We start from the raw sequence: 25,604 nt of genomic DNA, 5'->3' as shown, positions 1-25,604 counted from the left end.
CGTTCACGGTCGTTCCTCGATTCGCCAGGAGACCGGGTACCCGTCGAGTACCGCCTTCACCGCGGCCGGATCCGTGTCGGGTGCCACGGTGACGGCGACGACGACCGCACCGTCCTCGATGACGCTCTGCACGTCCTCGACACCGGCAATGTCCCGGAGGGCGAGTGCGGCGACGCGGCGCGCGGCATCGGCACGCAGGGCCGGCTTGTACGGTTTGCCCACGTCGGTCACGGGGAGGGCATCCGTCACGGTCACCGACTTCGGGGCGGCAGCCGCTTCGGTGACCCGCTCGGCGGCCCAGGTGAGCAGTTCCCTCTCGCTCACGTCGCCGCCGGGCACCAGGGTGACGTAGGCGACCGGGATCTCGCCGGAGTGTGGGTCCGGAGACGCCACCGCGGCCGCGCCCGTGACGGCCGGATGGTCCAGGAGTGCGTCCTCGATCACCGCCGGGTCGATGTTGTGGCCGCCGCGAATGATCAGGTCCTTCGCCCGGCCGGTCAGGTGCACGAAACCGTCGGCGTCGATGCGTCCGAGGTCGCCGGTGTCGAGCCACCCGTCGACGAGGGCGCCCAACCCGTCCAGCACGAACCCGGAGGTGTCCAGGTCGACGACGTAGCCGGCGAAGACGGTGGGACCGCTGATGGCGATGGTGCCGGCCTCGCCGGACGGAAGGTCGGTCCAGCGGCCGCGGTCGTCGATCCGGACCGCCTTGAACTTCTGGTACGGCATCCGCTGTCCGACCGACCCGTGCCGCGGTGCATCGGAGAAGCTGCGAGCGCTGGCGCACGTCGCCTCGGTGAGCCCGTAGCCCTCGAGCAGCGGGACGCCGGTGCGTGATTCGAATCCCGCCCGCACGGCGGCGGGCAGCATCGACGCCCCCACCATGCACGCGCGCAGGCTGGAGATGTCCGCGTCGACGGGGCAGTGGGAGAGCACGGCGTACACGGTCGGCACCGCGCTCATCGTGGCGATCCGATAGTGCTCGACGATCTTCCAGAAGGCGCCGTACACGGCGGGATCGCGGTAACCGGCAGGCCCGGCCCACACCACGGCCTGCCCGCGCAGCAGCGGTGCCAGGACCGTGACGACGAGGGCGTTGACGTGGAACAGCGGCAGGCCGGCGAAGATCTTCGAATCCTCGTCGAGCACCGAGTTCGCCGCAATCATCCACGCATTGGCGACCTCGTTGGCGTGGGTGTGTGCGGCCAGTTTCGGGGTGCCGGTGGTGCCCCCGGTGTGGAACAGCGCGGCCAGGTCGGCCGAGGCGGGCACGGTGCCGGCGAACCGGGTGTGGTCGAATCCCGCCGCAGCGTCCGCGAGGTGAGCGACCCGCACGCCGTCGATCGGGGGTAACTCCGCGGTCTCGGCCACGCCGGTGGGGCGAAGGACCAACAGGGTATCGACGGCGCCGGTTGCGGCAATCTCGCGTGCCGTCGCCCATGCCGTGGCGTCGAGTTCGGGGCCGGCGCAGATCAGCAGGCGCGCACCCGACCGGCGTAGCAGTTCCCGGATGTGACCGGGGGACAGGCCAGGATTGATCGGTGCTGCGATACCCGCCAGTTGGGACGCCAGCGTCGCGGTGATCAGCTCGTCGCAGTTCGGCGACAGCAGGGCGACGGCATCGCCGCGCCCAACCCCGGTGTTGTGCAGCAGATTCGCCGTCCGATGGACGTCGGCGAGCAGCTCGGCGTGCGTGCGCTCCGCGGGTTCACGCCACCGGGTCGCGTCCGGCAGGCAGATCAGGGCCGGGCGCTGCGGCCACAGCCTCGCGGCGCGAGCCAGCAGGTGGTAGGTCGATGCCGGCAGTTCGCGATCCGCGAGCGGGACCTCCTCGATGGCGGCGAGGTCGTCGGGATGCGCGTAGGTCGGCCACAGGAGTGCGTCGCTCATCGGGCGTACCTCACTCGCGTCCGCTGGGTTCCGAGGTCCAGCTTGCCGTCCTCGGTGGCGATCGCCAGCTCGAGGATGTCACCGTCCTTCAGGTACTTGGGGTTCTTCGCCTGGGTCTTGAAGAAGCTCTTCCATTTCACCGCAGGCGGCAGCAGCGAACCGATGATCTCGATGGGCTTCGGGGGTGCCGTCAGCGCGGTGCCGCCGGGTGTTCCGGTCAACACCAGGTCGCCTGCGTCGAGTCGCTGGAATCGCGTCAGCGTCTGCAGGGCCTGCACGGGGCGGTAGATCATGTCCGCGCCGACCACCATGTCCTGGCGGACCTCACCGTTCACTCGCGTCGTCAGGCGCAATTCGGTGAAGCACGCGAAGTCGCCCTCCTCCAGCAGGACCAGCACCGGCCCCGTGGGGGTGAAGGTCGGGTACGACTTGGCCTCGTAGAACTGGGTTTTCGGCAGCTGAATGTCGCGGGCGGAGATGTCGTTGGTGATCACCAGTCCGGCCACGAAGTCGGCGACGTTGGTGTCGTCGATGGTGGTGCCCACGGGAATTGGCGCACCGACTACGAGCCCGATCTCGACCTCGTAGTCGAGGAGGCGGACGTGCTCGGGTTTGACCACGTCGGCGAAGGGACCACTGATCGATCCGGACGCCTTTCGGAAGAAGGTCAGCGGAACCGTCTCGGGGTTCATCCCCGAATCCTTCACGTGGGACGCGTAGTTGGTCATCTGTGCCACCACCCGGCACGGCGCGGTGACCGGCGAGATCAGGTCCAGCGTCTCGACGGGGACGGACGTCCCGGCGGTCGCGGCGGCGTGGATCGCGGCACGGTCGCGCAGGAGTTCGGCGGTGGTGGTGGCCGCGGTGTCGATCGCGGCGGCGCCGTCGGGGGTTTGCGCCCACCAGCTGTCGGCGGTGCGGAGGACGGAAATGCTCATGTCGAGGCAACTTTCAGTAGGCCGCGGAGGCGTTGGACATCGAATTCGTTGTCCTCGCGGAGCGAGGAGACCATGGCGCGTAGTTCGCGGCGGGATTCCCGTCCGGGGGCGACGCCGAGGAAGTCCTTGGTGGCCGGCGGGCCCCACTGGGCGAGTCCCGAGGCGCTCATGGGCGCCCACCCGGGCTCGAGGGTGCTGTCGAACAGGTCGCCGTCGCTGAAGTGCTCGACCAGGAACCCGTCCGGATCGCGCCAGTAGTCGAAGATCTGGCTTCCCTGGATGTGGCGGCCGATTCCCCACGAGCGCCGGTAGCCGCGGTCGAGCAGGTACTCGCCGCCCGCGGCGACCGCGTCGAGGTCGCAGACCTGGTAGGCGGAATGCACGTAGCGGTTCGAGGGTCCGAGGGTCAGGGCAAGCGTGTGGTGGTCGGTGACGACGGTGCCGCGATCGCACCGGATGAAGCTCATGACCGGCCCGCGTTCACGCTGACCGGGGTAGTAGAGGAAGTCGCTGACGATCAGCCCGAGGTGCTGCAGGTACCAGCTCAGCGTCTCCAGGTACCGCGTGCTCTGCAGGACGACATGGCCGAGGCGCTCCACCCGCGCGGGTTCGCGTGGCGGTCGTTGGGTGCCGTTGGTGCGCAGGGCCCGATGTCCGACGTTGAGCACCTGCGGTCCTTGGCCGGGCAGTTCCTGCAGCGAGTGCATTCCCGCGACCACGCGGACCACTGTGCCGCTCGGATCGGTGAGATCGACGGCCACCCCGCCCACGCTCTCGGGTAACGGCCGGACGGTATGGCCGGTCGCCTCCGCCAGGCGCACGACGTCGGCGGCGTCGTCGGCGGCGAACGCTGCGCCCACGAAGGACGACCGAGCGCCCCTGCGAATGATCGCGCAGGGCGCCCCCGCGTCGGTGCCGCGCAGGTGCAGTTCCTCGGCGGTGCGGACGGTTGTCGCGAACCCGAAGGCGCGGGCGAAGGCCTCCGCGGCGACCAGGTCGGGCTTCTCGAATTCCAGCCAGGCCAGGTCGCGGACCTTGACGACCGGATTCGCTGCTCGACCGGGGTGTTCGCCGCGGAGGGCTCCCCGGTCGCTGTGTACGTCGGTGTGGGTGCCGGAACGGTCACTCATCTGTGCTCCTCCTCACATGATGACGATATCGTCACTTACGACTAATTCGTCAGTCAAGAGGTTCTGACGAAATCGTCAGAATTGAACGCGAATGCTAGGTTGGGCTGGGTTCCGCCACAGCAGATGGAGACGCGTCATGGCCGACGGCAGCGACGAGAAGACGAGCCGTCTCGAGCGGCGCAAGGCGCGCACCCGCGCCGCGCTGATCCGGGCCGCTCAAACCTTCATTGCCGAGGGCACGCCGAACGTCCCCGTGCTCGAGATCACCCAGGCCGCCGACGTGGGGATGGGATCGTTCTACAACCACTTCGAGAGCAAGGAACAGCTCTTCCAGGCGGCCGTCGACGACGCGTTCGAAGCGCACGGCGACCTGCTCGACCGGCTGACCGGGGACATCGAGGACCCGGCCGAGGTGTTCGCGCAGGCATTCCGGCTGACCGGGCGACTGCACCGGATCCAGCCCGAACTCTGCCGGGTCCTACTGGCCAACGGGTCGGCGCTGATCACGTCCGACCACGGTCTGGCGCCGCGCGCCCTGCGCGACATCGAGGCGGCAACCGCCGCAGGGCGTTTCACGGTCCGCGACCCGCAAGTTGCCCTCGCCCTCGCGGCGGGCGCGGCGATCGGTCTCGGGCAGCTCCTGCACGATCAGCCCGACCGCGACGACGCCGAAGCGACAGACCAGATGACCGAGGACGTCCTGTGCGCGTTCGGGCTGCCCGCGGAGGAAGCCCACCGCATCTGTCGGCGGCCGCTTCCCGACGTCGCCGCCGTCGCCGGGTCGGCCGCCTGACGCCTACGGACGGCGTTCCCGTCAGGCCGGGGTCGGCGCCTGCCCTCTGCGCCGCCGTGCGTTGAGCACCGACAGCCCGGCGATGACCAGGGTCAGGATCGCAGTGGAGATGAGCTGCTTGCGGGCGTCGGCGTCGGTGAGCATCAGCACGATCAGCCCGCCGAGGGCGGCGAGGGTGAGCCAGCTCAGGTAGGGGAAGCCCCACATCTTGACGGTCAGCCTGCCCTCGGCCTCCAGGCGGCGACGCAGCCGCAGTTGCGCGACGACGATGAAGATCCACACCACCAGCAGCGCGGAGCCGACGGCGTTGAGCAGGATCTCGAGCAGCGAGTCGGGCAGCAGCCAGTTCAGCAGAACCGACACGAACCCGAAGAACACCGACACCAGGACCGCGTTCGTCGGCACTCCGGTGGGGGACAGTTTCGACAGCGCGGCCGGGCCGTCACCGTCGCGGGAGAGGGCAAACGCCATCCGGGAGGTGCCGTAGACGTTGGCGTTGAACGCCGACAGCAGCGCCACCACGACGACGAGTTCCATGAACCCCGCGACATACGGGATGTGCGCCTGGTCGAGCACCGCCACGAACGGGCCGCTCTCCAGTTGCTCCGAGTTCCACGGCAGCACCAGCACCATGATCGCGATCGAGCCGAGGTAGAAGACGCTGATCCGCCACACCACGCTGCGCACCGCGGACGCGATGGATCGTTCCGGGTTCGTCGACTCGGCGGCGGCGATGGTGACGATCTCGATGCCGCCGAACGCGAACGCAACCACCAGCAGTCCCGCGGCGACGCCGGCGAAACCGTTCGGCATGAAGCCGCCCTCGTGGAACAGGTTCGTGGTGCCGACCGGGTCGGTGTCGGGCAGCAGCCCGAACACCAGCAGCACGCCGATCACCAGGAACGCGACGATCACGGTGACCTTCAGTGCGGCGAACCAGAACTCGAACTCGCCGAAGTTGCGGACCTTCGACAGGTTCACCACCGCGAAGAAGGTCACGAACACCAGCGCCACCACCCATTGCGGGATGCCGGGCAGCCAGCTGTTGACGATCGCGGAGGCGCCGGTGATCTCGGCGCCGAGCACCATGATCAGCATGAACCAGTACAGCCACCCGAGGGTGAAGCCGGCCCACTCGCCGATGCCGATCCGGGCGTAGTGGCTGAACGAGCCCGATGCCGGGATCGCGGCACCCATCTCGCCGAGCATCCGCATCACCGCGATGACGATGATGCCCGCGATGACGTACGAGATCAGGACCGCCGGGCCGGCCTTGGCGATGCCGACGCCGGTGCCGAGAAACAGCCCCGCTCCGATCGCGGACCCGAGGCCCATCATCGTCAGATGACGGACCTTCAGGCCGTGGCCGAGGTGGGAGGTGTCCCCCAATCCGGTTGTGGTCGGAGTGGGCTGTTCCTCGGAGTACTTCATGAATCCAGTCGTTCGGGTCTAGGTCGTACGGATGTCGGACGTACGGGTTTGAGGCCTACGGGTGTCAGTCGTTCGCGTGCAGTGCCGCGTTCAGTTCGATGCCGCTGCCCGACTTCGCGACCACCTCGACACCACCGGTGACCGAGTTGCGGCGGAACAGCAGGTTGGATCGACCGCTGAGGTCCTTGGCCTTGACGACGGTGCCGTCCGGGCCGGTGACCTTGGTACCGGCCGTGACGTAGAGGCCTGCTTCGACGACGCAGTCGTCGCCGAGCGAGATGCCCAGGCCGGAGTTCGCGCCGAGCAGGCAGCGTTTGCCGACGGAGATGACCTCCTTGCCGCCACCGGACAGGGTGCCCATGATCGAGGCGCCGCCACCGACGTCCGAGCCGTCGTCCACGACCACGCCGCCGGAGATGCGGCCCTCGACCATCGAGTTGCCGAGGGTGCCGGCGTTGAAGTTCACGAAGCCCTCGTGCATCACGGTGGTGCCGGACGCCAGGTGGGCGCCGAGGCGGACCCGGTCCGCGTCCGCGATGCGAACGCCGGACGGGACGACGTAGTCGACCATGCGCGGGAACTTGTCGACGCCGTACACGGTGACCGCGCCGCGGGCGCGCAGCTTGGCGCGGACCAGTTCGAAGCCGTCGACGGCGCACGGACCGTAGTTGGTCCACACGACGTTGGCGAGCAGGCCGAACACGCCGTCGAGGTTCAGGCCGTGCGGCTGCACGAGTCGGTGCGAAATCAGCTGCAGGCGCAGGTAGGCGTCGTGTGCGTCGACAGGGGCGGCGGACAGATCGGCGATCGAGGTGCGGACGGCGACCTGCTTGACGCCGCGATCGGCGTCCTCGCCGGTCAGCGCGGCCAGCTCGGCCGGGACGTCGGCCCCGTCGAGGACGATGGTGCCGGTCTCGGCGGCCTCGCCGAGCGCGGGCTCCGGGTACCAGGTGTCGAGGACGACCCCACCCGTGGTCACGTTTGCGATACCGACTGCGGTAGCTCCCTGAATGCTCACGGGCACCCAGGCTACCGGCCGGGCAGCTGAACCAGCACAGCCGCCTACCTCGTGTAACGCTGTAAAGGACCCGACCGAGGGAAGGCGTGGCCATGCGAGGAACCAGGATCCGACTCGTCGTCGCCGCTGCAGCGCTGGCCGCGGTCGCGGGAACCGTCTCGGCGCCGGCAGTGTCAGCCGCTCCCGCCTGCCCGGACAGCCGGTCGCCGGTGCTCGTCGGCAGTGTGCCGGGCGCGGTCCTCGAGGGGGCGGCCGTCGACGGAGCAGGTCGCCTGTACGTCACCGACCTGGTCTCGGGTCGGGTGTTCCGTCTCGACGCGCCCGGCGCCCCCGCGGTGCCGATCGCGACCGTCCCCAGCGGCGGCGCGGGGGCGCTGGCCTGGGCGCGGGACGGCTCCCTGCTCGTCGGATACGGCGCCGACGCGCGGGTGCTGACCGGGGACGCCACCCGCTCGGCGGGCATCGTGGCCGTCGACGTGAACACCGGCGCGATGCGTCCGTTCGCGTCCGGACTCAGCGCGGCGAACGGGATGGCCGTCGCCCGGGACGGGACGGTCTACGCCACCAACGACTTCGGCTCACTGGTCGGCCGAGTGCTGCCGAACGGGGTGGTGCAACCGGACTGGGCGGTGCTGCCCAGCGCCAACGGCGCCGCACTCAGCGCCGACGACCGGTACCTGTACGTGTCGCGGACCTTCAGCAATCCGGGGGTGAGCCGGATCCCGACCGCGAACCCCGCCGCCCCGGAGTCGGTGGTCACGTTCACGGGCGGGGACGCCTTCGCCGCACCGGACGGACTGGTGCTCGACCCGCAGGGCCGCCCGGTCGTCCCGACCGACGTCTCCGGTCAGATCCTGCGCGTCGACGGCCCCGACCGGTTCTGCGTCCTCGCCTCCGGGCTGCCGCTGTCCAGCGTAGTGACCTACGGCAACGGCGACACCGGCTTCTCGGCCGGGCGGCTGTTCCGCGCAGGCTTCGACGGCGCGATCTATGCGGTGTAGGCGCTTCGCGTCGTGAGTCCTTTTGGTCCACCGGCGGGCCGAAAGGACTCACGGGCGGCGCGGCCGCCTAGGCTGGGCGGGTGACTGCGCTGCCGTATCTGGACCTGCACGCCGACCCGATCGATCTGACCGCCGCGCTCGTGGACATTCCGAGCGTGTCGAAGGACGAGGCGCTGATCGCGGACGCCGTCGAGTTGGCGCTGCGGGAGCAGACCATCGGCTTCGAGGTGACACGCAGCGGCAATGCGGTCCTGGCCCGCACCAACCTCGGGTTGCCGAGCCGGGTGATGCTCGCCGGGCATCTCGACACCGTCCCGATCGCCGACAACGTGCCGAGCCGTCGGGAGCGGGACTCCGCGGAGGGCGACGTGCTGCACGGGTGCGGCACCGTCGACATGAAGTCGGGGGACGCGGTCTTCCTGCACCTGGCCGCGACCATCGAGGACCTCGCGCACGACCTGACCCTGGTCTTCTACGACTGCGAGGAGATCGCCGCCACGTACAACGGCCTCGGCCGGATCGAACGGGAGCTGCCGGACTGGCTGCAGGCCGACGTGGCGGTGCTCGGTGAGCCGTCCGGCGGCTTCATCGAGGCCGGCTGCCAGGGCACGCTGCGGGTGCGGCTGACCACCTCCGGGGTGCGCGCACATTCGGCCCGATCGTGGCTGGGCGACAACGCGATCCACAAGTTCGCCCCGCTGCTGCAGCGGCTGTCCGACTACCAGCCGCGGTCGGTGGACATCGACGGCTGCGTCTACCGCGAGGGACTGTCCGCTGTCCGCATCGCCGGTGGAGTGGCAGGCAACGTGGTGCCCGATGCCGCCGAGATGGACGTGAACTTCCGCTTCGCGCCCGACCGCAGCGTCGCGCAGGCCGTCGACCACGTGCGAGAGGTGGTCGACGGGCTGGGGCTCGGGTTCGAGGTGACGGACAGTTCGGCGGGGGCGCTGCCGGGACTGTCGGCGCCTGCCGCTGCCGAGCTGATCACCGCGGCGGGGGGCCGGTTCCGGGCCAAGTACGGCTGGACCGACGTGTCCCGCTTCGCGGCGCTCGGCATCCCGGCGGTGAACTACGGCCCCGGCGACCCGAACCTCGCGCACAAGCGGGACGAGCGGGTGCCGGTGAAGCAGATCACCGACGTGACCGCGGTACTACGGGGTTACCTGAGCAACTAGCACCTCGTGGGTCGCGGCGACGAGACGGTCCAACCAGGGGCCGGTGCCCGCCGCGCGGCGCAGCGGCTCGTTCGGCAACTCGATGCTGATCGGCAGATCGGCAGGCAGCGTCGCCCAGATGTCCGCGAGCGCGATGCCACCGGTGCCGGGGACGAGGCGTTCCTCGCGGGCGTGCCGGATCAGTTCCGCGTCGTCGGTGGGCGACGGCACGGAGCCGTCGCACATCTGCGCGTAGTGCAGCCACTCGCGCGGAATGGCTGCCAAATCGTCGAGGGTGGTTGCCGACCGGGCGACGTGCAGCGCGTCGACGAGCACGCTGCGTCCCGGTCCGTCGGCCTGCGAGACGATCTCCACGGCCGCCCTCGCGTTCGGCACCGCCGTCCACGGCATGAACTCGAGGCTCGCGACGATCCCGTACCGCCCGCACAGCTCGGCGAGCAGGGCGTACGAGTCGGTCAGCCGTGCGCGGTCGGGGTCGTCGCCGCCGACCAGGACGGCCTTCGCGCCGAGTCGGGCGCCGGCCTCCAGCAGGGGGACGTGGTGCGCGGGGTCGAAATCCGCACCGATCCGGATGATTTCGAGATCGAACACGTCGACCGGTGAGTCGGCCAGTCGGCGGAGCAGGGCGTCGAGCGCGGTCGGGTCCTCGTGCAGTGGGTACGCCGTGGTGCCGGGTGCGGCCGGCAGCAGCCGGATGCCGATGGTGTCGAAGCCGTGCCGCTCGGCGAGGTCCACCTGCTCGAGTGGTGCCGTGTCGAGGACGGTCAGGGCGGCCAGACCCAGTTTGGCGGTCATTTGTTGTCTCCTGTGGTGGTGGCGAGCGCCCGGCCGGTGAGAAAGCCGAAGGTCATCGCGGGGCCGAGGTTGATGCCGCCGGACGGGTAGTGACCGCCCATCACCGACGACTGGTCGACACCGACCGCGTACAGGCCGCTGATTGGCTGGTCGGCCCGGTCGAGGACGCGGGACCGCGCGTCGGTGACGAGTCCGGCGAAGGTCCCGAAGCTGCCGGGCAGCACCTTGACCGCGTAATACGGTCCCTTCTCCAGCGGCGCGAGCGACGGGTTCGGCCACGGGTTGTCGTAGTCGCCGGACCCCTTCGTGAACGGTGTTGTGCCGCGCTCGAACTCGGGGTCGACGCCAAGGCGGGCGCCCTCATTGAACGCGGTCACGGTCTTCTCCAGTCCGTCCGCGTCGACGCCGATCTTCTCCGCCAGCTCGCGGAGCGACTCTCCGCGGGTGAGATAGCCGGACTGCACGTACGGGAACAGTGGGATCGGGAGCGGCTTGGCGAAGCCGAGCGGGAGATAGCGCATGTACCGGGAGTCGGCGATCAGCCAGGAGCACACCTCCTGGCCCTCCGGCACCCCCTGGATCATCGCGAGCGTGTAGTCGTGGTAGCCGAGAGCCTCGTTGACGAAGCGGCGACCGTCCGCGAGAACACCGATCGCGCCCGGCTTGCCGCGGTCGAGGATGTGCGGAAAGACGCCCTGCTTTCCGTTGCGGTACTTCACGATCGACACTGGACAGTAGGCGACCGGGGAGGCGACGCCGTCGTCGAGGCGCCCACCGACCGACTCGCCGAGGGAGATGCCGTCGCCGGTGGTGGTGGACGGGGTGAGTGTCCAGTGCTCGCGGCCGGTGGGGGTGCGCGGGAACAGCTCACGAACCCGATCGATGTCGTGCGTGAAGCCACCGGTCGCGAGCACCACACCCCGGTGGGCCGAGACGGCGTAGGCGCCGTCCGGGCCGTCGAGCCGGATCCCGGTCACTGCCCCGGAGGCGTCGGTGGTCAATGCTGTGGCTGCGGTGTTCACCCTGATCTCGACACCCGTGTCGAGGGCCGAGCGCAGCAGCCGACCGACCAGGGCGGTGCCGTTGACGAGCTGCTGTCCGCGCCGCTTGGTGGCCAGGTCGATCATGTGCCGGGTCACGCGGACACCGCAGTGCACGAAGGCCTTCGCAGACCGGGTGGAGTGCAGGAACGCCTGCAGGTCCGGTCCGGCCATGATGCCCATGCCGAGGAACGAGGTCTCGTACAACTGGCGGCGCAGCAGCTTCGCCACGTCCGGGCCCAACTTGCGCAGGCTCGCCGGTTTCGGGCCGACCGAGCGGTGACCGGTGCCTGCGCCGGGAGTGTCGCCGTGGATGTCGGCGATCTTCACGCCCGGTGTGAACTGCAGCGCGGTCTTCCTCTCGAAGAACTCCACCATCTCCGGGGCGCCGTCGAGCAGGGCGTCGACCTTCGCGGGGTCGAAGTTGTCGCCGAGTCGGTTCTCCAGGTAGGTGCGGGGCAGGGAGCGGTCCTCGTGGACTCCGTCGGCATGGGCGAACATGTTGCGCGGGGTCCACATCCAGCCACCGGACCACGCGGTCGCGCCGCCGCACACGTCGGCTTTCTCGACCACCAGGACCGAGGCGCCGCCGTGGGCTGCCGCGATCGCGGTGGACAGGCCGCCCGCGCCGGAACCTACGACGACGACGTCGTAGGTGGGGGTGGTGGGTGCGTCGGGGTTCATCGGTTCACTTTCGTTGTGACTGGTATGGATGCCGCCTGAAGGTCCACGACTCGTCCGGTGTGGGAGGACTCGTAGATGCCCGCGACGATCGCGAGGGATGCGCGGGCGTCGCGTCCTGTGACAGCGGGTTCGCGTCCGGCGAGGACGGCGTCGGCGAAGTCCTGCACCTGGAGCGTGTGGAAGTCGGTCAGGCCCGTGTTGACGTCCGCGACGTCGAGGTTCGCGTGGATGTCGGGGGAGTACGGCGAGCCGAGGGCGAGTTCGCCCGGGGCGGTCCAGATCTCGTTGACACCCTCGCGGCCCTCAGGAAACTCGAGGACGCTGGCGATCGCTCCGGAGGCGCCTACGACGGTGACACGGTTGCCGAGGTTGTGGTTCGCGCCGGTGGTGGCGGTGATCGTGGCGGTCGCGCCGGAGGCGAACGCCACGACTGCCGAGGCGCTGTCCTCGGTTTCGATGTGCTCGCTGTGGGTGTGGGTGCGGATGAACCCGCTGACCTGGGTGGCCGCGCCGAGGAACCACTGCAGCATGTCGATCTGGTGCACGGCCTGGGTCATCAGCACGCCGCCGCCGTCGGTGTCCCAGCGACCGCGCCACGCGTCGGCCGAGTAGTACTCCGACGAGCGGTGCAGGATCACCGACACCTCGCCGAGGGTCGGTGTGCCGAGGCTGCCGTCATCGATCGCCGCCTTGATCCGGCGGGCGGCCGGCCAGAATCGGCGCTGGAACAGCACCCCGAACGTGATGCCGGCACGGTCGGCGGCCTCGATCATTCGGTCGGCCGCCGCGACGTCCACCGCGATCGGCTTCTCGCACAGCACATGTACGCGGGCCGCGGCCACGGCAAGCACGACCTCCTCGTGCACCGGATGCGGTGTGCAGACGGTGCAGGCGTCGAGTCCGAGTGCGATCAGGTCGTCGACGGTGCGTACCGCGTTCGCGATTCCGTACTCGGCGGCGAAGGCGCGGGCCCGGTCGAGGTCGAGGTCCGAGCAGCCGACCACGTCGACGCCGGGTACCTGCTCCAGGGCGCGTGCGTGGTTGCCTGCGATCTTGCCGCAGCCGACGATGCCGACCCGAAGTGTGGTGACGCCCATCAGAAGTGCTCCTCCGTCTCGACGTCCCGGACCGCGGACTCTCCGCGGTCCAGTCCGTTCAGCGCGGCCAGGTCGGAGGCGCTGAGAGTGGCGCGATGCGCCGCCAGGTTCTCGGCCTGCCGAGCGGGATTCGCGGACCGGACAACCGGAACCACACCCTGTGCGAGGTGCCAGGCGAGCACCACCTGGGCCGGCGTTGCGCCGATGCGTTCCGCGATGTCGACCACGACGGGGGAACCGAGCACGTCGCCGCGACCGAGTGGACTCCACGACTGGGTGAACACCCCGAGCGCCTCGTTCGCTTTCCGGACCGGGATCCGGGCGAGCGACGGGTCCATCTGGATCTGGTTGACGGCCGGTGCTTCCCCGGTGTCGGCGACCACTCGTTCGAGGTGGTGGCCGAGGAAGTTGGAGACGCCGACGTACCGGACCAGGCCCGCGTCCCGGCACGCCAGCATCGCCTCGAAGGTCGCGGAGTAGCGGTCGATCCGCGGTAGCGGCCAGTGGATCAGGTACAGGTCGAGCCGGTCGAGTTTCAGGTTCTCCAGGCTCCGCTCCAGCGCGCCGCGGACGTCGCCCGACACCTGGTCGTTGCCCCGGATCTTCGTGGTGACGAACAGATCGTCGCGCGGCAGGCCGGACTCGGCGAGCGCGACGCCGACGGCGTCCTCGTTTCCGTAGATCGATGCGGTGTCGATCAGCCGGTAGCCGGCCTCGATGCCGCTGAGCACCGACCGGGTGGCGTCGGCGCCGGTGAGCGGCCAGGTGCCGAGACCGATCGGGGGCAGGGCCTGCCGCATCCCGGACTCGCGGATCATGCGTGGGCTTCCTCTCGGGATGCCGCCGCTGCGGCGGTGATCGCCTTCGCGGCGGCGGCCGCGGTGACGACCGCCGCGTGGATGGAGCCGCCGTCGCCGCTGGCGTCACCGACGGTGTGGACGCCGAGTCGCGGTGCGAGCGAACGCAGGTCGGCGAGCAGGTCCACACGCGGCTCGACGCCCTGTGAGACGAGCAGTTCGCCCGGCGCGGGCACCTCCCGTTCGACGCCGTTGGTGGAGATCACCAGGGTGTCCGCCGTGATCTGCTTGACGATCGACGACAGGTGGGTGGTCAGGTTCTCGCTGGCCGCGAGCCGGGGGAGCAGCACGATCTTGCCGCGGCGGCCGACGTCGTGAGCGATGGTTTCCTGCGGCCCGACCATGACGACCTTCGTGCCGAGTTGCAGCAGGTCGTCGGCGACTGCAGCGGCCTCGCGGTCCGCGCCGAAGAACGTGATCGCCTCCGGCGCAGGGTCACCCGACCGCAGGAACTCGCGGACGTCACGGATCCGGCGGCTGTCGGACCCCGGGGCGTCGAGGGCGGGGCCACGGCCGCCGGTCGCCAGCACGATCGCGTCGAAGTCGCTGTCGGCCAAGGTTGCGGCCTGGACGCGGATTCCGGTGTGCGTGGTCACGCCAAGGTCGGTGAGCTCGTCGAGGTACCAGTCGACGATCCGGCCGTACTCGGGGTACTCGTGCAGTCTCGATGCCAGCGCGAAATCACCACCGAGGCTTGCTCTTTCGTCGTACAGATCGACCCGGTGCCCGACCGCGGAGAGCTCGCGCGCAGTAGCCATCCCGGACGGGCCGCCGCCGACGACCGCGACGCGGACCGGCACCTCGGCCGGGGCGGTCGGCTGCTGCGTCTCGCGTCCGACCCAAGGGTTGACCGAGCACGGGATCTCGCCTCCCGCGAGGCTGTCGATGCAGTAGTTGCAGGCGATGCAGGGGCGGTATCGGCCGCCGTCGATCGCGCGGTTCGGGAAGTCAGGGTCCGCGTGCAGCGTTCGCGCCATGGACACGAAGTCCGCCTGACCCGACGCGATGATCCGGGCCGCGACGTCCGGCGAGCTGATCCGTCCGGCGACGCCGATCGGCAGGTCGAGGTCCCGCTTGTACGGCTCCGAGTAGGGCGCCAGCAGTCCGCGCTCCCATTCACCTGGTTGGATGATCCACTGCCCGGATTCGTAGTTGCCCGCCGAGACGTCGAGGAAGTCGAGCCGGTCGGTGTGGATCGCGTCGATGCGCGCCCGGGTGGTCTCCGGATCGAGGCCCCCCTCGACGGCCTCGAACGCCGAGAACCGCAGTCCCAGAACGATGTCCGGCGCATGTTCTTTCACCGAGGCGATCACCCGGTTCACGAACAGGGTCGGGTCGGCCCACTCGTCCTCACGCTTGTTGTAGGCGGGGGAGAGGAACTGGTGAATCAGGTAGCCGTGGCCGCCGTGCAGCGAGATCACGTCGACGCCCGCCTGCCTGCAGCGGGCCGCGGCCTCGCCGAAGCACTCGATGATGTGCTCGATGTCGTCGGGCTCGAGCTGTTCGGGCATCTCGCCGCCGACGACGTGACACGGGATCGGAGTCGGGGCGACCGGCACGAATCCGCTGACCGCGCCTTGTGCGGTGCGGCCGCCGTGGTTGAGCTCGACGCCGACCAGGGCGCCGTGGGCGTGCACCGCCTGTGCCATCCGTGCGATCCCGGGGATGCGTTCGTCGACGTCGACGCCCATCTGCCGGATACGGCCCTTGCCGTCCGCGCGGACGTAGCTCGCCTCGGTGAAGACGAGGGCCGCGCCACCGGCGGCGCGGCGCGCGAGGTAGTCGATGTACCGGTCCGTCATGGTGCCGTCGAACTCGCAGTAGTTGCGTTCCATCGGCGCCGACACGAAGCGGTTGCGCATCCGCAAACCACCCAGGTCGAGTGGCTCCGCGAAGGGCGGTGTGGAGGTCATCGTCGTCACTCCTGACAATCACGAAATCAAGAAGAGGCTGTGGTCGCGTCACGTCCGTCGACTGGAGCGACGGGGGCCACACGATCCACTTTGCATGGGCTTGGCGACAGAATCAACGCAAGATTATGCGTATTTCAGTCTTGGTTAATGCGTGCGTCGATCCTGCCGCCGGGCCGGCGGTCAGAGGCCGGCCGCCGCCTGCTGGTCGGTGAGCAGGTCCGCCAGGTGGGCGCGCATGCGCGTCCGGTCGGCCGACTGCCCGGTGAGCAGATCGAACGTGTCCGCCGCCTGCGCGACGAGCATCTGCCCGCCGTCGAGGACTGCGCATCCGGCCCGCTCCGCGGCGGCCAGCAGCTCGGTCCTGATCGGCCGGTACACCACATCCGCGACCCACAATCCGGCGTGCAGCGCGGCGGGATCCACCGGGGTGCCCGGGTGGCCGACCATCCCGATCGGGGTCGCGTTGACCAGACCGGTGCACCGGTCGAGGCCCGCAGCGATCTCGCCGAGCGAGACCGTGACCGCGACGGTGCCGGGGAACGAACTCGACACCCGGTTGCAGACGTCCGCCGCGCGAGCAGGATCCACGTCGGCGATCCGTAGTTCCGACACCCCCGCCGTCGCGAGCGCGTAGGCGACGGCCGACCCGGCGCCCCCGGCGCCGACCAGCTGTACCGTGCCCAGGTCCGCGCCCGCCAGTCCCCTGCGAAGTCCCGCGAGGAACCCACTGTGGTCGGTGTTGTGGCCGATCAGCCGGCCTCCGGAGACGACGACCGTGTTCACGGCGCCGAGCAGTCCGGCGTTGTCGGAGAGGTCGTCGAGTGCGCCGATCACCTCCTGCTTGCACGGGTGGGTGACGTTGAACCCCGTCCAGCCCTCTGCGGCGAGCCGGTGCAGGAGCGCGCCCGTCTCCCCGACGGGAACAGCGTGGTCGTCGAGGTCGATCAGCTCGTACCGGTAGTCGGCGAGACCGAGTTCGGACGCCTCCCGTGTGTGCAGGCGCGGCGACAGGGATGTCGCGATACCTGCTCCGACGAGTCCGATCCGGTGGGTGCGGCCGTTGACTGTCATCAGACGTCGCTCCCGACGAGCTCGCGGGAATCGGCGGTCGCGCGCTTCTGTGCCTCGCGTCCCGCCGGCTCGCCGAGCAGTTCGGTGGGGGTGCGGTGCGTCTCGGGGCCGCACATCGCCGCGGCCGCGGCAACGACCGCGAAGCCGAGGCACATCCATGCCACCGGTGTCCAGTTGCTGGTGTCGCCCGCGGAGATCGCCTGCGCGATCGCCGGAGTGAAACCGGCCGCGAGCAGACCGATCATGAGGCTGACCGCCATGCCGGTGTAGCGCACCTTGGCGGGGAACTGCTCCGGGAAGTAGGCGGGGTAGATACCGTTCGGCATCGAATAGAAGAAGCCGATCAGCACGATGCCGGACGCGAACACCAGCGGGACGCTGGCGGTGCCGATGGCGTGGAAGAACACGAACACCATGGCGCCGGAGCCGATGGCGCCGAACACGAACAACGGCTTGCGGCCGATCCGGTCGGCGAGCATGCCGAACAACGGCTGGGACAGGACGGAGACGAAGTTCGCCGTCGCGATCGCCCAGAGCATCGTCTGCCGCTCCATGCCGGCGACGTTGACCGCGTAGGCGAGTGCGAACACGTTGACGATCGTGTTGATCATGGCGAACGTCGAGCTCACGGCGACCCGCAGGACGGTCATCCCGTGCGATCGGAAGATCTCGACGACGGGAATGGCGACGACATCGTCGTTCTCCTTGATGTCCTCGAAGACCTCGGGCTCCTCGAGCTGACGACGTAGCCACAGCGCGACGACGGTGACGACGATGCTGGCCCAGAACGGGACCCGCCAGCCCCACGAATAGAGGTCCTCGTCCGGAAGTGAGGCGACCGGAATGAACACCAGGCTCGAGATCACGATGCCGAACATGATGCCGCTCATGGTGAATGAGGTGAAGAACGCGCGGCGGTCGGCGGGGGCGTGCTCGAGGGTGAGCGAGGACGACCCGGGTGACTCCCCGCCGGCGGACAGGCCCTGGAGCAGCCGCAACAGCACCAGGATGATGGGCGCGGCGATGCCGATAGTCTGGTAGGTCGGCAGGCAGCCGATGACGAACGTCGAGACGCCCATCATCAGAAGGCACGCGAGCAGTGCGTTCTTGCGTCCGAACCGGTCGCCGAGGTGACCCCACATCACCGCGCCGAGCGGGCGGGCGATGTAGGCGACGCCGAGGGTTCCGATCGACAGGAGGGTCGCGGTCGTGCCGTCGCCGGGGAAGAAGATCTTGCCGAACACGAGTGCGGCAGCGGATCCGTAGATGAAGAAGTCGTAGTACTCGAGCGTGCTGCCGAGAAAACCCGAGATCGCGGCGCGACGGGCATTCGGATTCGAGCGTCCGCCGGTGGGCTCGGACGTGCGTGGCATGGGTGGTCCTTTCGTCCCCAGGAAACCGGCGGTGCAGGCGCGAATCGCGCCACGTCACTCGATCGTGATCCGTCTCACAACTGCCGGCAGGGGGAGAGCCTGTCACGCCCTACTATGGCGAGTCCAACACCAAATAAGTCTGAAATAAAGATCGATCACATCTCAATCTTCAACCGGGGTCGGTAGGATCTCCAGCGAGGTCTCGAGAGTCACGCGCAGTGCGTCCGACATGCCCTTCGTGGACCAAGCGATGCCGTGGTTCATGTAGAAGGGTTCCCCGCTCAGTGGCACGAAAACTGTTCCCGGGGGAAGGATTTCGTTGAGCCCGGAGGTCATGAGTGCGATGCCGACCCCGGAGGCCACGAGCATGAGGATCATGAACGGATCGGTGATCTCCTGCACGATGCGCGGGCGGAACCCGGCGTCGAGGCAGGCTCGCATCGCGGTCTCCTGCAGGCTCGATCCGACGGACAGTGGCGTCGTGACGAAGCCTTCGTCGGCCAGGTCGTGCAGCTCGATCTCGGATGCGCCGGCCAGTCGGTGGTCCGCTGGGAGGACAACGCCGAACGGTTCGCGACGGATCAGTCGGGTGTGCACCGCGGCGGACTGTACGGGTAGGCCGACGAAGGCGAGGTCGAGGGCGCCGCTCTCGAGCTGGACGACCGCGTCGCGGGTCATGATCCGGCCCACCAGGGACAGCTCGATGTTCGGGTAGCGCTGCCGCAGGGCGCGGGTCAGTGGTGGCAGTGCTCGGTGGTTGAGGACGCCGGTGAAGCCGATTCGGACGTGCCCGTACACGCCTCCGGTCGATGCCCGAGCGGCCTGTCGTGCGGTGTCCACATTCTCGAGCAGCTGGTAGGCGTGCGGCAGGAACGCGTGACCGGCCGCGGTGAGCGCGACGTTGCGGGTGCTGCGCTCGAACAGTGGGACGTCGAGGTCCTTCTCGAGTTTGCGGATCGTCTGGCTCAGTGGCGACTGGGCCATCTGGAGCCGGGCGGCGGCGCGACCGAAGTGCAGCTCCTCGGCCACCGCGACGAAGGCGTGGACCCAGCGGATCTCCATGGCGGCTTCTCTTTTCGTCGCTCGGTGTGGCTTGACGTGTGTGCGCCAAGCTATATATGCATTAAGTGCACACAGTTAAAGTCCGATTATGTGCAATATCAACATAAATGGTGCGACTTCCGCACACAATGGGCAGGAGCGAACATGGCAGCGACGTATCCCGAGGGTGTGACCGCGCTGGTCACCGGTGGCGCGAGCGGGATCGGGGCGGCCTGCGCGACGCTGCTCGCAGAGGCCGGGGTGCGAGTGATCACCGCGGATGTCGCCGGCGGCGCCGACATCCACCTGGACGTCACCGACCCGGCGGCGGTCGAGCGGGTCCGCGCCGACCTCGGGCGGGTCGACATCCTCGTCAACAGTGCCGGAGTGGTGGGGCCGTCCGCCCCGCTCGTCGAGGTCGACCTCGAGCAGTGGCGGCGCACCTTCGCGATCAACGTCGACGGCACATTCCTGATGTGCCGCACCTTCGTGCCCGGGATGGTGGCCGCCGGCTGGGGTCGGATCGTGAACCTGTCGAGCATCGCCGCCAAGGACGGCAACCCGACCCAGAGTGCGTACTCGGCGTCGAAGGCGGCCGTGATCGCATTGACCAAGTCGCTCGGCAAGGAACTCGCCACCACGGGTGTGCTGGCCAACGTCGTCGCCCCGGCCGCAGTGCAGAGCCCGATGAACGCCGATACCGACCCCGCGATCCTCGCTCGCTCCCAGTCGCTGACTCCGATGGGGCGGATGGGACGCCCGGAGGAGATCGCCGAACTCGTCGGCTGGTTGTGCTCGGACGCCGTCAGCTTCTCCACCGGGGCGGTGTACGACGCCAGCGGAGGACGTGCCGGCTACTGACCCCGAGCACCCGTCTCCACCGGCCCGGGCGAGCGGCCCGTCGGGCAGCGATAGCCTGGGCCGCATGGCACCGGACAAGACCCCAGGACGACCCGCGAAGCGCAGCACCGGAAAGCGGGCCAGCGCATCGGCCCAGCAGCGCGGACCGGTGCAGCTGCGCCGCGACCGCAAGACGGGTCCAAGCACCGCAGATCAGCGACTTCTCGACCGGCGCGGGCCGGTGGACTGGGTGCACACCGATCCGTGGCGGGCGCTGCGCATCCAGAGCGAGTTCGTCGAGGGGTTCGACGCCCTGGCGGAGGTGCCGCGCGCGGTCGCCGTGTTCGGTTCGGCTCGCACCGCCGAGGAGCACACCGACTACGAACTCGGCCGGGCGCTCGGTGCCGCGCTGGCCGAGGCCGGCTACGCGGTGATCACCGGTGGCGGCCCCGGCGTGATGGAGTCCGCCAACCGCGGCGCGTGCGAGGTCGGCGGGTATTCCATCGGCCTCGGTATCGAGCTGCCGTTCGAGCAGTCCCTGAACGACTGGGTGGACCTCGGCATCAACTTCCGCTACTTCTTCGCCCGCAAGACGATGTTCGTCAAGTATTCGCAGGCGTTCATCTGCCTGCCCGGCGGCTTCGGCACCCTCGACGAACTGTTCGAGGCACTCACGCTCGTACAGACCAACAAGATCACCCGGTTCCCGATCGTGCTGATGGGAACCGCCTTCTGGGGTGGGCTCGTCGACTGGATTCGCACCACCCTGGTGGCCGAGGGCAAGATCGCGGCTGCCGACGTCAAGCTCATCCACGTCACCGACAGCGTCGAGGAAGCCGTCCGCATCGTGATGGAGTCCCAGCTCGGGGAGGTCGTGGTCGAACCGCGCGAGGAGGTCGACGAGTGGTGACCGCCCGCCCGATCGCGGTCTGCGTGTACTGCGCGTCCGGTCCCGTCGACGTGTCGTTTCTCGCGCTCGCGTCCCGTCTCGGTGCGGAGATCGGGCGCCGGGGTATGCACCTGGTGTCCGGCGGCGGCAACGTGTCGATGATGGGCGCGGTCGCCGAGTCGGCCCGCAGGCACGGGGCCAAGACGATCGGGGTGATCCCGAAGGCGCTGGTGCACAGGGAGGTTGCCGACGTCGACGCCGACGAGCTGATCGTCACCGACACAATGCGTCAGCGCAAGCAGGTCATGGAGGACCGGGCCGACGCGTTCATCGCGCTGCCCGGCGGGATCGGGACCCTCGAGGAACTGTTCGAGACGTGGACCGCCGGGTACCTCGGCATGCACGACAAACCGATGGTGCTGCTCGATCCGGTCGGGCACTACACCGGGCTGCTGACGTGGCTCGACGGGCTGCGCGCAGGGGGCTTCGTCCAGCAGCGTGCCCTCGACGCCCTGCTGGTGACCGAGGACGTCGATCGGGCGCTCGACGCGTGCATGCCACTATGAAGCCATGACCGACATCACCCGAGCGGAGCCCGCGCAGCGGCGCGATTCGCCGTCGCCCTCGCCGACCCTCTGTGGCCGACCCGTGGCGACCGATCGGGCCCTGGTGATGGCGATCGTCAACCGGACCCCGGACTCGTTCTACGACCGCGGCGCCACCTTCAGCGACGAGGCGGCGATGGCGGCGGTACAGCGTGCCGTCGACGAGGGTGCCGATCTCGTCGACATCGGTGGAGTCAAGGCCGGGCCGGGCGACGAGGTCGACGCCGCGGAGGAGATCCGCCGCGTGGTGCCGTTCGTCGAAGCGATCCGGGGCCGGTACCCGGACCTGATCATCTCGGTGGACACCTGGCGCGCCGAGGTCGCGAGGCTGGCGTGCGCGGCCGGCGCCGACCTGATCAACGACACCTGGGCGGGCGCCGACCCGGACCTGGTGGCGGTGGCCGCGGAGCTCCGGGCGGGCTACGTCTGCTCGCATACCGGCGGTGCGGTGCCGCGGACCCGGCCGCACAGGGTCCACTACGCCGACGTCGTCACCGACGTCCTCGACGAGGTGGTGCCCGCCGCGGAACGAGCCCTTGCGTTGGGGGTGCCGAGGGACTCGATCCTGATCGATCCGACCCACGATTTCGGCAAGAACACCTTCCACGGGCTCGAGTTGTTGCGACGAATGGACGATCTCGTTAAAACCGGGTGGCCAGTCCTGATGGCGCTGAGCAACAAGGACTTTGTCGGGGAGACTTTGGGAGTGGAACTCGCCGAACGGTTGGAGGGCACCTTGGCAGCGACAGCATGGGCCGCCGCGCGGGGCGCGCGGGTCTTCCGAGTGCACGAGGTCGCTTCCACTCGCCGGGTCGTGGACATGATCGCCGCGATCGTCGGCACCAGGGCCCCGGTGCGCACGGTGCGGGGGCTGGCATGAGCGCCCCTGCGCCGGCGGCGCGATCCCGGTCCGACGCGGCCGTGCGGGTGTGGTCGGAGGCGAACAGCTGGGACCACCCCGACTGGACCGTCGCCGAACTGGAAGCGGCGAAGGCCGGGCGCACCGTCTCGGTGGTATTGCCCGCGTTGAACGAGGAGAAGACCGTCGCGGCGGTGGTGGACACGATCCATCCTCTGCTCGGCGGTCTGGTCGACGAGCTGATCGTGCTGGATTCCGGGTCGACCGACGAGACCGCGGACCGCGCCGCGGCCGCCGGCGCCACCGTGGTCAGCCGCGAGCAGGCCGTCCCCGAACTGCCTCCCGTTCCGGGAAAGGGCGAGGTGCTGTGGCGTTCGCTGGCCGCGTCCACCGGTGACGTGATCGCGTTCGTCGACTCCGACCTGATCAATCCCGACCCGGCCTTCGTTCCGAAGCTGCTCGGGCCGCTGCTCACGGTCGACGGCATCCACCTGGTCAAGGGCTACTACCGGCGGCCGCTGCGGGTCGGTGGGACCGAGGACGCGAGCGGCGGCGGCCGGGTCACCGAACTGGTCGCGCGGCCACTGCTGGCGGCGCTCCGGCCCGAGCTGACCTCGGTGCTGCAGCCCCTCGGCGGCGAGTACGCCGGCACCCGGGAACTGCTGTCCGCGGTCCCGTTCGCGCCGGGCTACGGTGTCGAGATCGGGCTGCTGCTCGACACCTACGACCGGCTCGGACTCAGCGCGATCGGCCAGGTCAACCTGGGTGTGCGCAAGCACCGCAACCGGCCGCTGGTCGAGCTCGGCGTGATGAGCAGGCAGATCATCGGGACCATGCTGCGCCGGTGCGGAGTGGAGGACTCCGCGGCCGGTCTGACGCAGTTCCTCGCCGACGGCGACTCGTTCCTGCCGGTGACCACCGACGTCTCCCTCGTCGACCGGCCCCCGATGAACACCCTGCGGCCGTAACGACGCCCGGCCGTCGTGAGCCGTGCTGTCGGTGAGTCGTGACAGTATCGGGGCATGTTCACGGTCCTGCTCTACCTGCTCGTCATGGCCCTGGTCGGTGGGGTGCTGTTCCTGGTGGCGTCCGCTGTGTTCGGCCGCGGTGAGGAGATGGCGCCGCTGCCGCCCGCGACCACCGTCACCGCGCTGCCGGTGCGGGACGTGACCGGAACCGACGTGCAGGACTTGCGGTTCCAGCAGGTGCTGCGCGGATACAAGGCCAGCGAGGTGGACTGGGCGCTGGACCGGCTCGGGGCCGAGATCGACTCGCTGCGTGCCCAACTCGCCGATGCCCGGGCCGCGGCCGCCACCCACGAGGGCGGGACGCGCGGTGAGTGACGATCGGGTCCGGTGTCCGTGGGCGGTCGACGCGCCCGGGTCCACGCTGTACCGCGACTATCACGACCAGGAGTGGGGCACACCGCTGCACGGCCGGGACGCGCTGTTCGAACGGATCTGCCTCGAGGCGTTCCAGTCGGGCCTGTCGTGGATCACCGTTCTGCGCAAGCGGGAGGCGTTCCGCACCGCATTCGCCGGGTTCGACGTCGAAGCGGTCGCGGCGTTCGGACCGTCGGACGTCGAGCGGCTGCTCGGCGACGCAGGCATCGTCCGTAACCGGGCCAAGATCGATGCGGCGATCGGCAACGCCCGGGCGGTGCTCGCGCTGACCGACACCGATCTCGACTCGCTGCTGTGGTCGTTCGCGCCGCCGCCACGCCCGAACCGGGTGACGACGGTGGACGAGGTTCCCGCGGTCACTGCGGAGTCCACCGCGCTGGCCCGCGAGCTGAAACGCCGCGGATTCCGTTTCGTGGGCCCTACCACGGCATATGCTCTGATGCAGGCGACCGGAATGGTGGACGATCACATCGCGGACTGCTGGGTTCCGCGGCGCTGAGGGTGCGGCCTCGGGCGTGCATCGGAGGGCGCGAAACGTGACTCAGCTTTCCGGCATTTGTTGCGATAGGGAAGAATGGATGCGTGCGCCCGGCAAAAGTCCGGGCGACGAGGTACAGATCTGGAGGGAGCAGGAATGGCGGCCATGAAGCCCCGGACCGGGGACGGTCCCCTCGAAGCAACCAAAGAAGGACGGGGCATTGTCATGCGCGTCCCGCTCGAGGGCGGAGGTCGGCTCGTCGTAGAACTGACCCCGGAGGAAGCCGCCGCGCTCGGCGACGAACTCAAGGGCGTCACCAGCTAAATCCCTCGTGCAGTAACCGAAGCACCCGGGCCCCGCGTCGCCACCCGGCGGGCGGGGCCCCGCGCTGGGTGTGGTCGGGAACCGCCGGAGACGTAGGAAGGAGGGCGGCGCGGATGCTGAACGACGCGCTTGCCCTGCTGTGCTGCCCGCACTGCGGCGGCGACCTCGACGAGTCCGACCGGACGTTGCTGTGCGATCGAGGGCACAGCTTCGACATCGCCCGGCAGGGGTACGTGAGCCTGCTGTCGGGGGCCTCGAAGATCACCGGCGACAGCGCCGAGATGATCGCGGCGCGGGCCGAGTTCCTCGACGGCGGCCATTTCGATCGGCTCCGTACCGCGGTCGCGGACGCGACCGTCGCGGCCGGGGTCGACGATCCCGCGGTCCTCGAGGTCGGGGCGGGCACCGGGCACTACCTGGCGACCGTGCTCGACGCGCTGCCCGGCGCGCCGGGTCTCGGGGTGGATGTGTCCAAGGCCGCGGCGCGCAGGCTGGCTCGCAGCCACCCCCGGGTGGCGGCGGTCGTCGCCGACATCTGGACACAACTGCCGGTGCGGGATCACGTGGTCAGCCACGCCCTGTCGATCTTCGCGCCCCGCAACGCCGCCGAGCTGCGGCGGGTCCTGCGCGCGGACGGCGAACTGGTGGTGCTGACCCCGACGGAGCGGCATCTGCGTGAGTTGGTGGACCTGCTGTCGATGGTGCGGGTCGACGAGAACAAGACCGAGCGCCTCGGCGCGGCCATGGCCGGGCACTTCGACCGGGTGTCCCGCGTCGCGGTCGAGTATCCGATGTCGTTGACGCACGCCGCGGCCGAGCAGCTGGTTGCGATGGGCCCCTCGGCGCGACACCTGGCCGAGAGCACCCGGGCGGCGGCGATCGGGGCGCTGCCCGAGCCTCTGACGGTCACGGCGTCGGTGACGGTCAGCCGCTACCGGCCCCTGTAGGTCTGTCGGGCA

General features: G+C 69.6%; 25 protein-coding genes. 12 read left to right on the top strand and 13 right to left on the bottom strand.

The annotated features are described in order from the left end of the window. Positions 1–3 precede the first annotated feature (3 nt). From ACWDUM_RS01645 to ACWDUM_RS01635, 3 genes are read right to left on the bottom strand one after another with little or no spacing between them, the layout of a single operon-like run. Positions 4–1,890: an acyl-CoA synthetase gene (locus ACWDUM_RS01645; protein ID WP_450132631.1), complete on the bottom strand. Its 1,887-nt coding sequence runs from the start codon at positions 1,888–1,890 to the stop codon at positions 4–6. Further along, entirely contained in the window at positions 1,887–2,828 is a 942-nt protein-coding gene (locus tag ACWDUM_RS01640) for a fumarylacetoacetate hydrolase family protein (protein ID WP_450132630.1), read from the bottom strand. Before ACWDUM_RS01640 ends, ACWDUM_RS01645 begins: the two co-directional genes overlap by 4 nt. Then, the gene (locus ACWDUM_RS01635; protein ID WP_450132629.1) at positions 2,825–3,958 is read right to left on the bottom strand and encodes a VOC family protein; all 1,134 of its coding nucleotides are present in this window, start codon (positions 3,956–3,958) and stop codon (positions 2,825–2,827) included. The genes ACWDUM_RS01640 and ACWDUM_RS01635 overlap by 4 nt, the downstream gene beginning before the upstream one ends. 136 nt (positions 3,959–4,094) lie before the next feature. Here ACWDUM_RS01635 and ACWDUM_RS01630 point away from each other — a divergent pair, with 136 nt between their 5' ends. Next, positions 4,095–4,751 (top strand): TetR/AcrR family transcriptional regulator, encoded by a 657-nt coding sequence (locus tag ACWDUM_RS01630; RefSeq protein ID WP_450112988.1) that lies wholly within the window; start codon positions 4,095–4,097, stop codon positions 4,749–4,751. Positions 4,752–4,772: 21 nt separating this feature from the next. Here ACWDUM_RS01630 and ACWDUM_RS01625 read toward each other — a convergent pair whose 3' ends face one another. Both ACWDUM_RS01625 and dapD read right to left on the bottom strand, forming a co-directional pair. After that, positions 4,773–6,182: an amino acid permease gene (locus tag ACWDUM_RS01625; RefSeq protein ID WP_450132628.1), complete on the bottom strand. Its 1,410-nt coding sequence runs from the start codon at positions 6,180–6,182 to the stop codon at positions 4,773–4,775. A 64-nt stretch (positions 6,183–6,246) separates the two neighbouring features. Further along, positions 6,247–7,200 carry a 2,3,4,5-tetrahydropyridine-2,6-dicarboxylate N-succinyltransferase gene (gene dapD / locus ACWDUM_RS01620; protein WP_450132627.1) on the bottom strand — a complete coding sequence of 318 codons (954 nt, stop codon included), beginning with the start codon at positions 7,198–7,200 and terminating at the stop codon, positions 6,247–6,249. Positions 7,201–7,292: 92 nt separating this feature from the next. Here dapD and ACWDUM_RS01615 point away from each other — a divergent pair, with 92 nt between their 5' ends. Both ACWDUM_RS01615 and dapE read left to right on the top strand, forming a co-directional pair. After that, the gene (locus tag ACWDUM_RS01615; RefSeq protein WP_450132626.1) at positions 7,293–8,201 is read left to right on the top strand and encodes an SMP-30/gluconolactonase/LRE family protein; all 909 of its coding nucleotides are present in this window, start codon (positions 7,293–7,295) and stop codon (positions 8,199–8,201) included. An 89-nt stretch (positions 8,202–8,290) separates the two neighbouring features. Beyond that, complete coding sequence (dapE, locus tag ACWDUM_RS01610) at positions 8,291–9,376, top strand: succinyl-diaminopimelate desuccinylase (protein WP_450113043.1); 1,086 nt, start codon at positions 8,291–8,293, stop codon at positions 9,374–9,376. On the opposite strand, the gene ACWDUM_RS01605 is transcribed toward dapE, so the two are convergent. From ACWDUM_RS01605 to ACWDUM_RS01570, 8 genes are all read right to left on the bottom strand, one after another. Then, positions 9,353–10,171 (bottom strand): sugar phosphate isomerase/epimerase family protein, encoded by an 819-nt coding sequence (locus ACWDUM_RS01605; protein WP_450132625.1) that lies wholly within the window; start codon positions 10,169–10,171, stop codon positions 9,353–9,355. The genes dapE and ACWDUM_RS01605 overlap by 24 nt on opposite strands. Then, entirely contained in the window at positions 10,168–11,895 is a 1,728-nt protein-coding gene (locus ACWDUM_RS01600; RefSeq protein WP_450132624.1) for an FAD-dependent oxidoreductase, read from the bottom strand. Before ACWDUM_RS01600 ends, ACWDUM_RS01605 begins: the two co-directional genes overlap by 4 nt. Continuing rightward, a complete protein-coding gene (locus ACWDUM_RS01595) occupies positions 11,892–12,992 on the bottom strand; it encodes a Gfo/Idh/MocA family protein (protein ID WP_450132623.1) in 1,101 nt (366 codons plus the stop codon). Before ACWDUM_RS01595 ends, ACWDUM_RS01600 begins: the two co-directional genes overlap by 4 nt. Further along, entirely contained in the window at positions 12,992–13,810 is an 819-nt protein-coding gene (locus tag ACWDUM_RS01590; protein WP_450132622.1) for an aldo/keto reductase, read from the bottom strand. The genes ACWDUM_RS01595 and ACWDUM_RS01590 overlap by 1 nt, the downstream gene beginning before the upstream one ends. After that, positions 13,807–15,762, bottom strand: a complete 1,956-nt coding sequence (locus tag ACWDUM_RS01585; RefSeq protein ID WP_450132621.1) for an oxidoreductase — start codon at positions 15,760–15,762, stop codon at positions 13,807–13,809. The genes ACWDUM_RS01590 and ACWDUM_RS01585 overlap by 4 nt, the downstream gene beginning before the upstream one ends. Before the next feature lie 180 nt (positions 15,763–15,942). Beyond that, positions 15,943–16,833: a shikimate dehydrogenase gene (locus ACWDUM_RS01580; protein ID WP_450132620.1), complete on the bottom strand. Its 891-nt coding sequence runs from the start codon at positions 16,831–16,833 to the stop codon at positions 15,943–15,945. Beyond that, the gene (locus ACWDUM_RS01575; protein ID WP_450132619.1) at positions 16,833–18,206 is read right to left on the bottom strand and encodes an MFS transporter; all 1,374 of its coding nucleotides are present in this window, start codon (positions 18,204–18,206) and stop codon (positions 16,833–16,835) included. The genes ACWDUM_RS01580 and ACWDUM_RS01575 overlap by 1 nt, the downstream gene beginning before the upstream one ends. A gap of 162 nt (positions 18,207–18,368) precedes the next feature. Then, positions 18,369–19,268 carry a LysR family transcriptional regulator gene (locus tag ACWDUM_RS01570; protein WP_450132618.1) on the bottom strand — a complete coding sequence of 300 codons (900 nt, stop codon included), beginning with the start codon at positions 19,266–19,268 and terminating at the stop codon, positions 18,369–18,371. Positions 19,269–19,412: 144 nt separating this feature from the next. Here ACWDUM_RS01570 and ACWDUM_RS01565 point away from each other — a divergent pair, with 144 nt between their 5' ends. From ACWDUM_RS01565 to ACWDUM_RS01525, 9 genes are all read left to right on the top strand, one after another. Next, positions 19,413–20,108, top strand: a complete 696-nt coding sequence (locus ACWDUM_RS01565) for an SDR family NAD(P)-dependent oxidoreductase (RefSeq protein ID WP_450132617.1) — start codon at positions 19,413–19,415, stop codon at positions 20,106–20,108. 64 nt (positions 20,109–20,172) lie between these two features. Next, positions 20,173–20,997 (top strand): LOG family protein, encoded by an 825-nt coding sequence (locus ACWDUM_RS01560; protein WP_450113001.1) that lies wholly within the window; start codon positions 20,173–20,175, stop codon positions 20,995–20,997. After that, positions 20,994–21,542 carry an LOG family protein gene (locus tag ACWDUM_RS01555; RefSeq protein ID WP_450113002.1) on the top strand — a complete coding sequence of 183 codons (549 nt, stop codon included), beginning with the start codon at positions 20,994–20,996 and terminating at the stop codon, positions 21,540–21,542. The genes ACWDUM_RS01560 and ACWDUM_RS01555 overlap by 4 nt, the downstream gene beginning before the upstream one ends. A 4-nt stretch (positions 21,543–21,546) precedes the next feature. Then, complete coding sequence (folP, locus tag ACWDUM_RS01550) at positions 21,547–22,461, top strand: dihydropteroate synthase (protein WP_450132616.1); 915 nt, start codon at positions 21,547–21,549, stop codon at positions 22,459–22,461. Next, positions 22,458–23,408 carry a glucosyl-3-phosphoglycerate synthase gene (locus tag ACWDUM_RS01545; protein ID WP_450113004.1) on the top strand — a complete coding sequence of 317 codons (951 nt, stop codon included), beginning with the start codon at positions 22,458–22,460 and terminating at the stop codon, positions 23,406–23,408. The genes folP and ACWDUM_RS01545 overlap by 4 nt, the downstream gene beginning before the upstream one ends. Positions 23,409–23,462: 54 nt before the next feature. After that, a complete protein-coding gene (locus tag ACWDUM_RS01540; protein ID WP_450113005.1) occupies positions 23,463–23,783 on the top strand; it encodes a DivIVA domain-containing protein in 321 nt (106 codons plus the stop codon). Continuing rightward, positions 23,776–24,342, top strand: coding sequence for a DNA-3-methyladenine glycosylase I (locus ACWDUM_RS01535; protein ID WP_450132615.1), 567 nt, complete (start codon positions 23,776–23,778; stop codon positions 24,340–24,342). The genes ACWDUM_RS01540 and ACWDUM_RS01535 overlap by 8 nt, the downstream gene beginning before the upstream one ends. A 135-nt stretch (positions 24,343–24,477) precedes the next feature. Continuing rightward, the gene (locus ACWDUM_RS01530) at positions 24,478–24,645 is read left to right on the top strand and encodes a DUF3117 domain-containing protein (RefSeq protein WP_003931055.1); all 168 of its coding nucleotides are present in this window, start codon (positions 24,478–24,480) and stop codon (positions 24,643–24,645) included. A gap of 113 nt (positions 24,646–24,758) precedes the next feature. Continuing rightward, on the top strand, positions 24,759–25,592 hold the full coding sequence (locus tag ACWDUM_RS01525) for a putative RNA methyltransferase (RefSeq protein WP_450132614.1): 834 nt from the start codon (positions 24,759–24,761) through the stop codon (positions 25,590–25,592). Positions 25,593–25,604: the final 12 nt, after the last annotated feature.

Source organism: Rhodococcus sp. NPDC003322 (assembly GCF_053589555.1).
Note: the sequence above shows the minus strand (reverse complement) of the source record. Positions and strands in the feature narration are given on the sequence as shown.

Bases quoted from the DNA above. Each gene is read 5' to 3' on its own strand.
- ACWDUM_RS01645 (WP_450132631.1), bottom strand. From the start codon at position 1,890: ATGAGCGACGCACTCCTGTGGCCGACCTACGCGCATCCCGACGACCTC.
- ACWDUM_RS01640 (WP_450132630.1), bottom strand. From the start codon at position 2,828: ATGAGCATTTCCGTCCTCCGCACCGCCGACAGCTGGTGGGCGCAAACC.
- ACWDUM_RS01525 (WP_450132614.1), top strand. From the start codon at position 24,759: ATGCTGAACGACGCGCTTGCCCTGCTGTGCTGCCCGCACTGCGGCGGC.
- ACWDUM_RS01630 (WP_450112988.1), top strand. From the start codon at position 4,095: ATGGCCGACGGCAGCGACGAGAAGACGAGCCGTCTCGAGCGGCGCAAG.
- ACWDUM_RS01605 (WP_450132625.1), bottom strand. From the start codon at position 10,171: ATGACCGCCAAACTGGGTCTGGCCGCCCTGACCGTCCTCGACACGGCA.
- ACWDUM_RS01540 (WP_450113005.1), top strand. From the start codon at position 23,463: ATGTTCACGGTCCTGCTCTACCTGCTCGTCATGGCCCTGGTCGGTGGG.
- ACWDUM_RS01635 (WP_450132629.1), bottom strand. From the start codon at position 3,958: ATGAGTGACCGTTCCGGCACCCACACCGACGTACACAGCGACCGGGGA.
- ACWDUM_RS01615 (WP_450132626.1), top strand. From the start codon at position 7,293: ATGCGAGGAACCAGGATCCGACTCGTCGTCGCCGCTGCAGCGCTGGCC.
- ACWDUM_RS01575 (WP_450132619.1), bottom strand. From the start codon at position 18,206: ATGCCACGCACGTCCGAGCCCACCGGCGGACGCTCGAATCCGAATGCC.
- ACWDUM_RS01595 (WP_450132623.1), bottom strand. From the start codon at position 12,992: ATGGGCGTCACCACACTTCGGGTCGGCATCGTCGGCTGCGGCAAGATC.
- ACWDUM_RS01530 (WP_003931055.1), top strand. From the start codon at position 24,478: ATGGCGGCCATGAAGCCCCGGACCGGGGACGGTCCCCTCGAAGCAACC.
- ACWDUM_RS01600 (WP_450132624.1), bottom strand. From the start codon at position 11,895: ATGAACCCCGACGCACCCACCACCCCCACCTACGACGTCGTCGTCGTA.
- ACWDUM_RS01580 (WP_450132620.1), bottom strand. From the start codon at position 16,833: ATGACAGTCAACGGCCGCACCCACCGGATCGGACTCGTCGGAGCAGGT.
- ACWDUM_RS01570 (WP_450132618.1), bottom strand. From the start codon at position 19,268: ATGGAGATCCGCTGGGTCCACGCCTTCGTCGCGGTGGCCGAGGAGCTG.
- folP (WP_450132616.1), top strand. From the start codon at position 21,547: ATGACCGACATCACCCGAGCGGAGCCCGCGCAGCGGCGCGATTCGCCG.
- ACWDUM_RS01545 (WP_450113004.1), top strand. From the start codon at position 22,458: ATGAGCGCCCCTGCGCCGGCGGCGCGATCCCGGTCCGACGCGGCCGTG.
- ACWDUM_RS01625 (WP_450132628.1), bottom strand. From the start codon at position 6,182: ATGAAGTACTCCGAGGAACAGCCCACTCCGACCACAACCGGATTGGGG.
- ACWDUM_RS01590 (WP_450132622.1), bottom strand. From the start codon at position 13,810: ATGATCCGCGAGTCCGGGATGCGGCAGGCCCTGCCCCCGATCGGTCTC.
- ACWDUM_RS01565 (WP_450132617.1), top strand. From the start codon at position 19,413: ATGGCAGCGACGTATCCCGAGGGTGTGACCGCGCTGGTCACCGGTGGC.
- ACWDUM_RS01585 (WP_450132621.1), bottom strand. From the start codon at position 15,762: ATGACCTCCACACCGCCCTTCGCGGAGCCACTCGACCTGGGTGGTTTG.
- ACWDUM_RS01560 (WP_450113001.1), top strand. From the start codon at position 20,173: ATGGCACCGGACAAGACCCCAGGACGACCCGCGAAGCGCAGCACCGGA.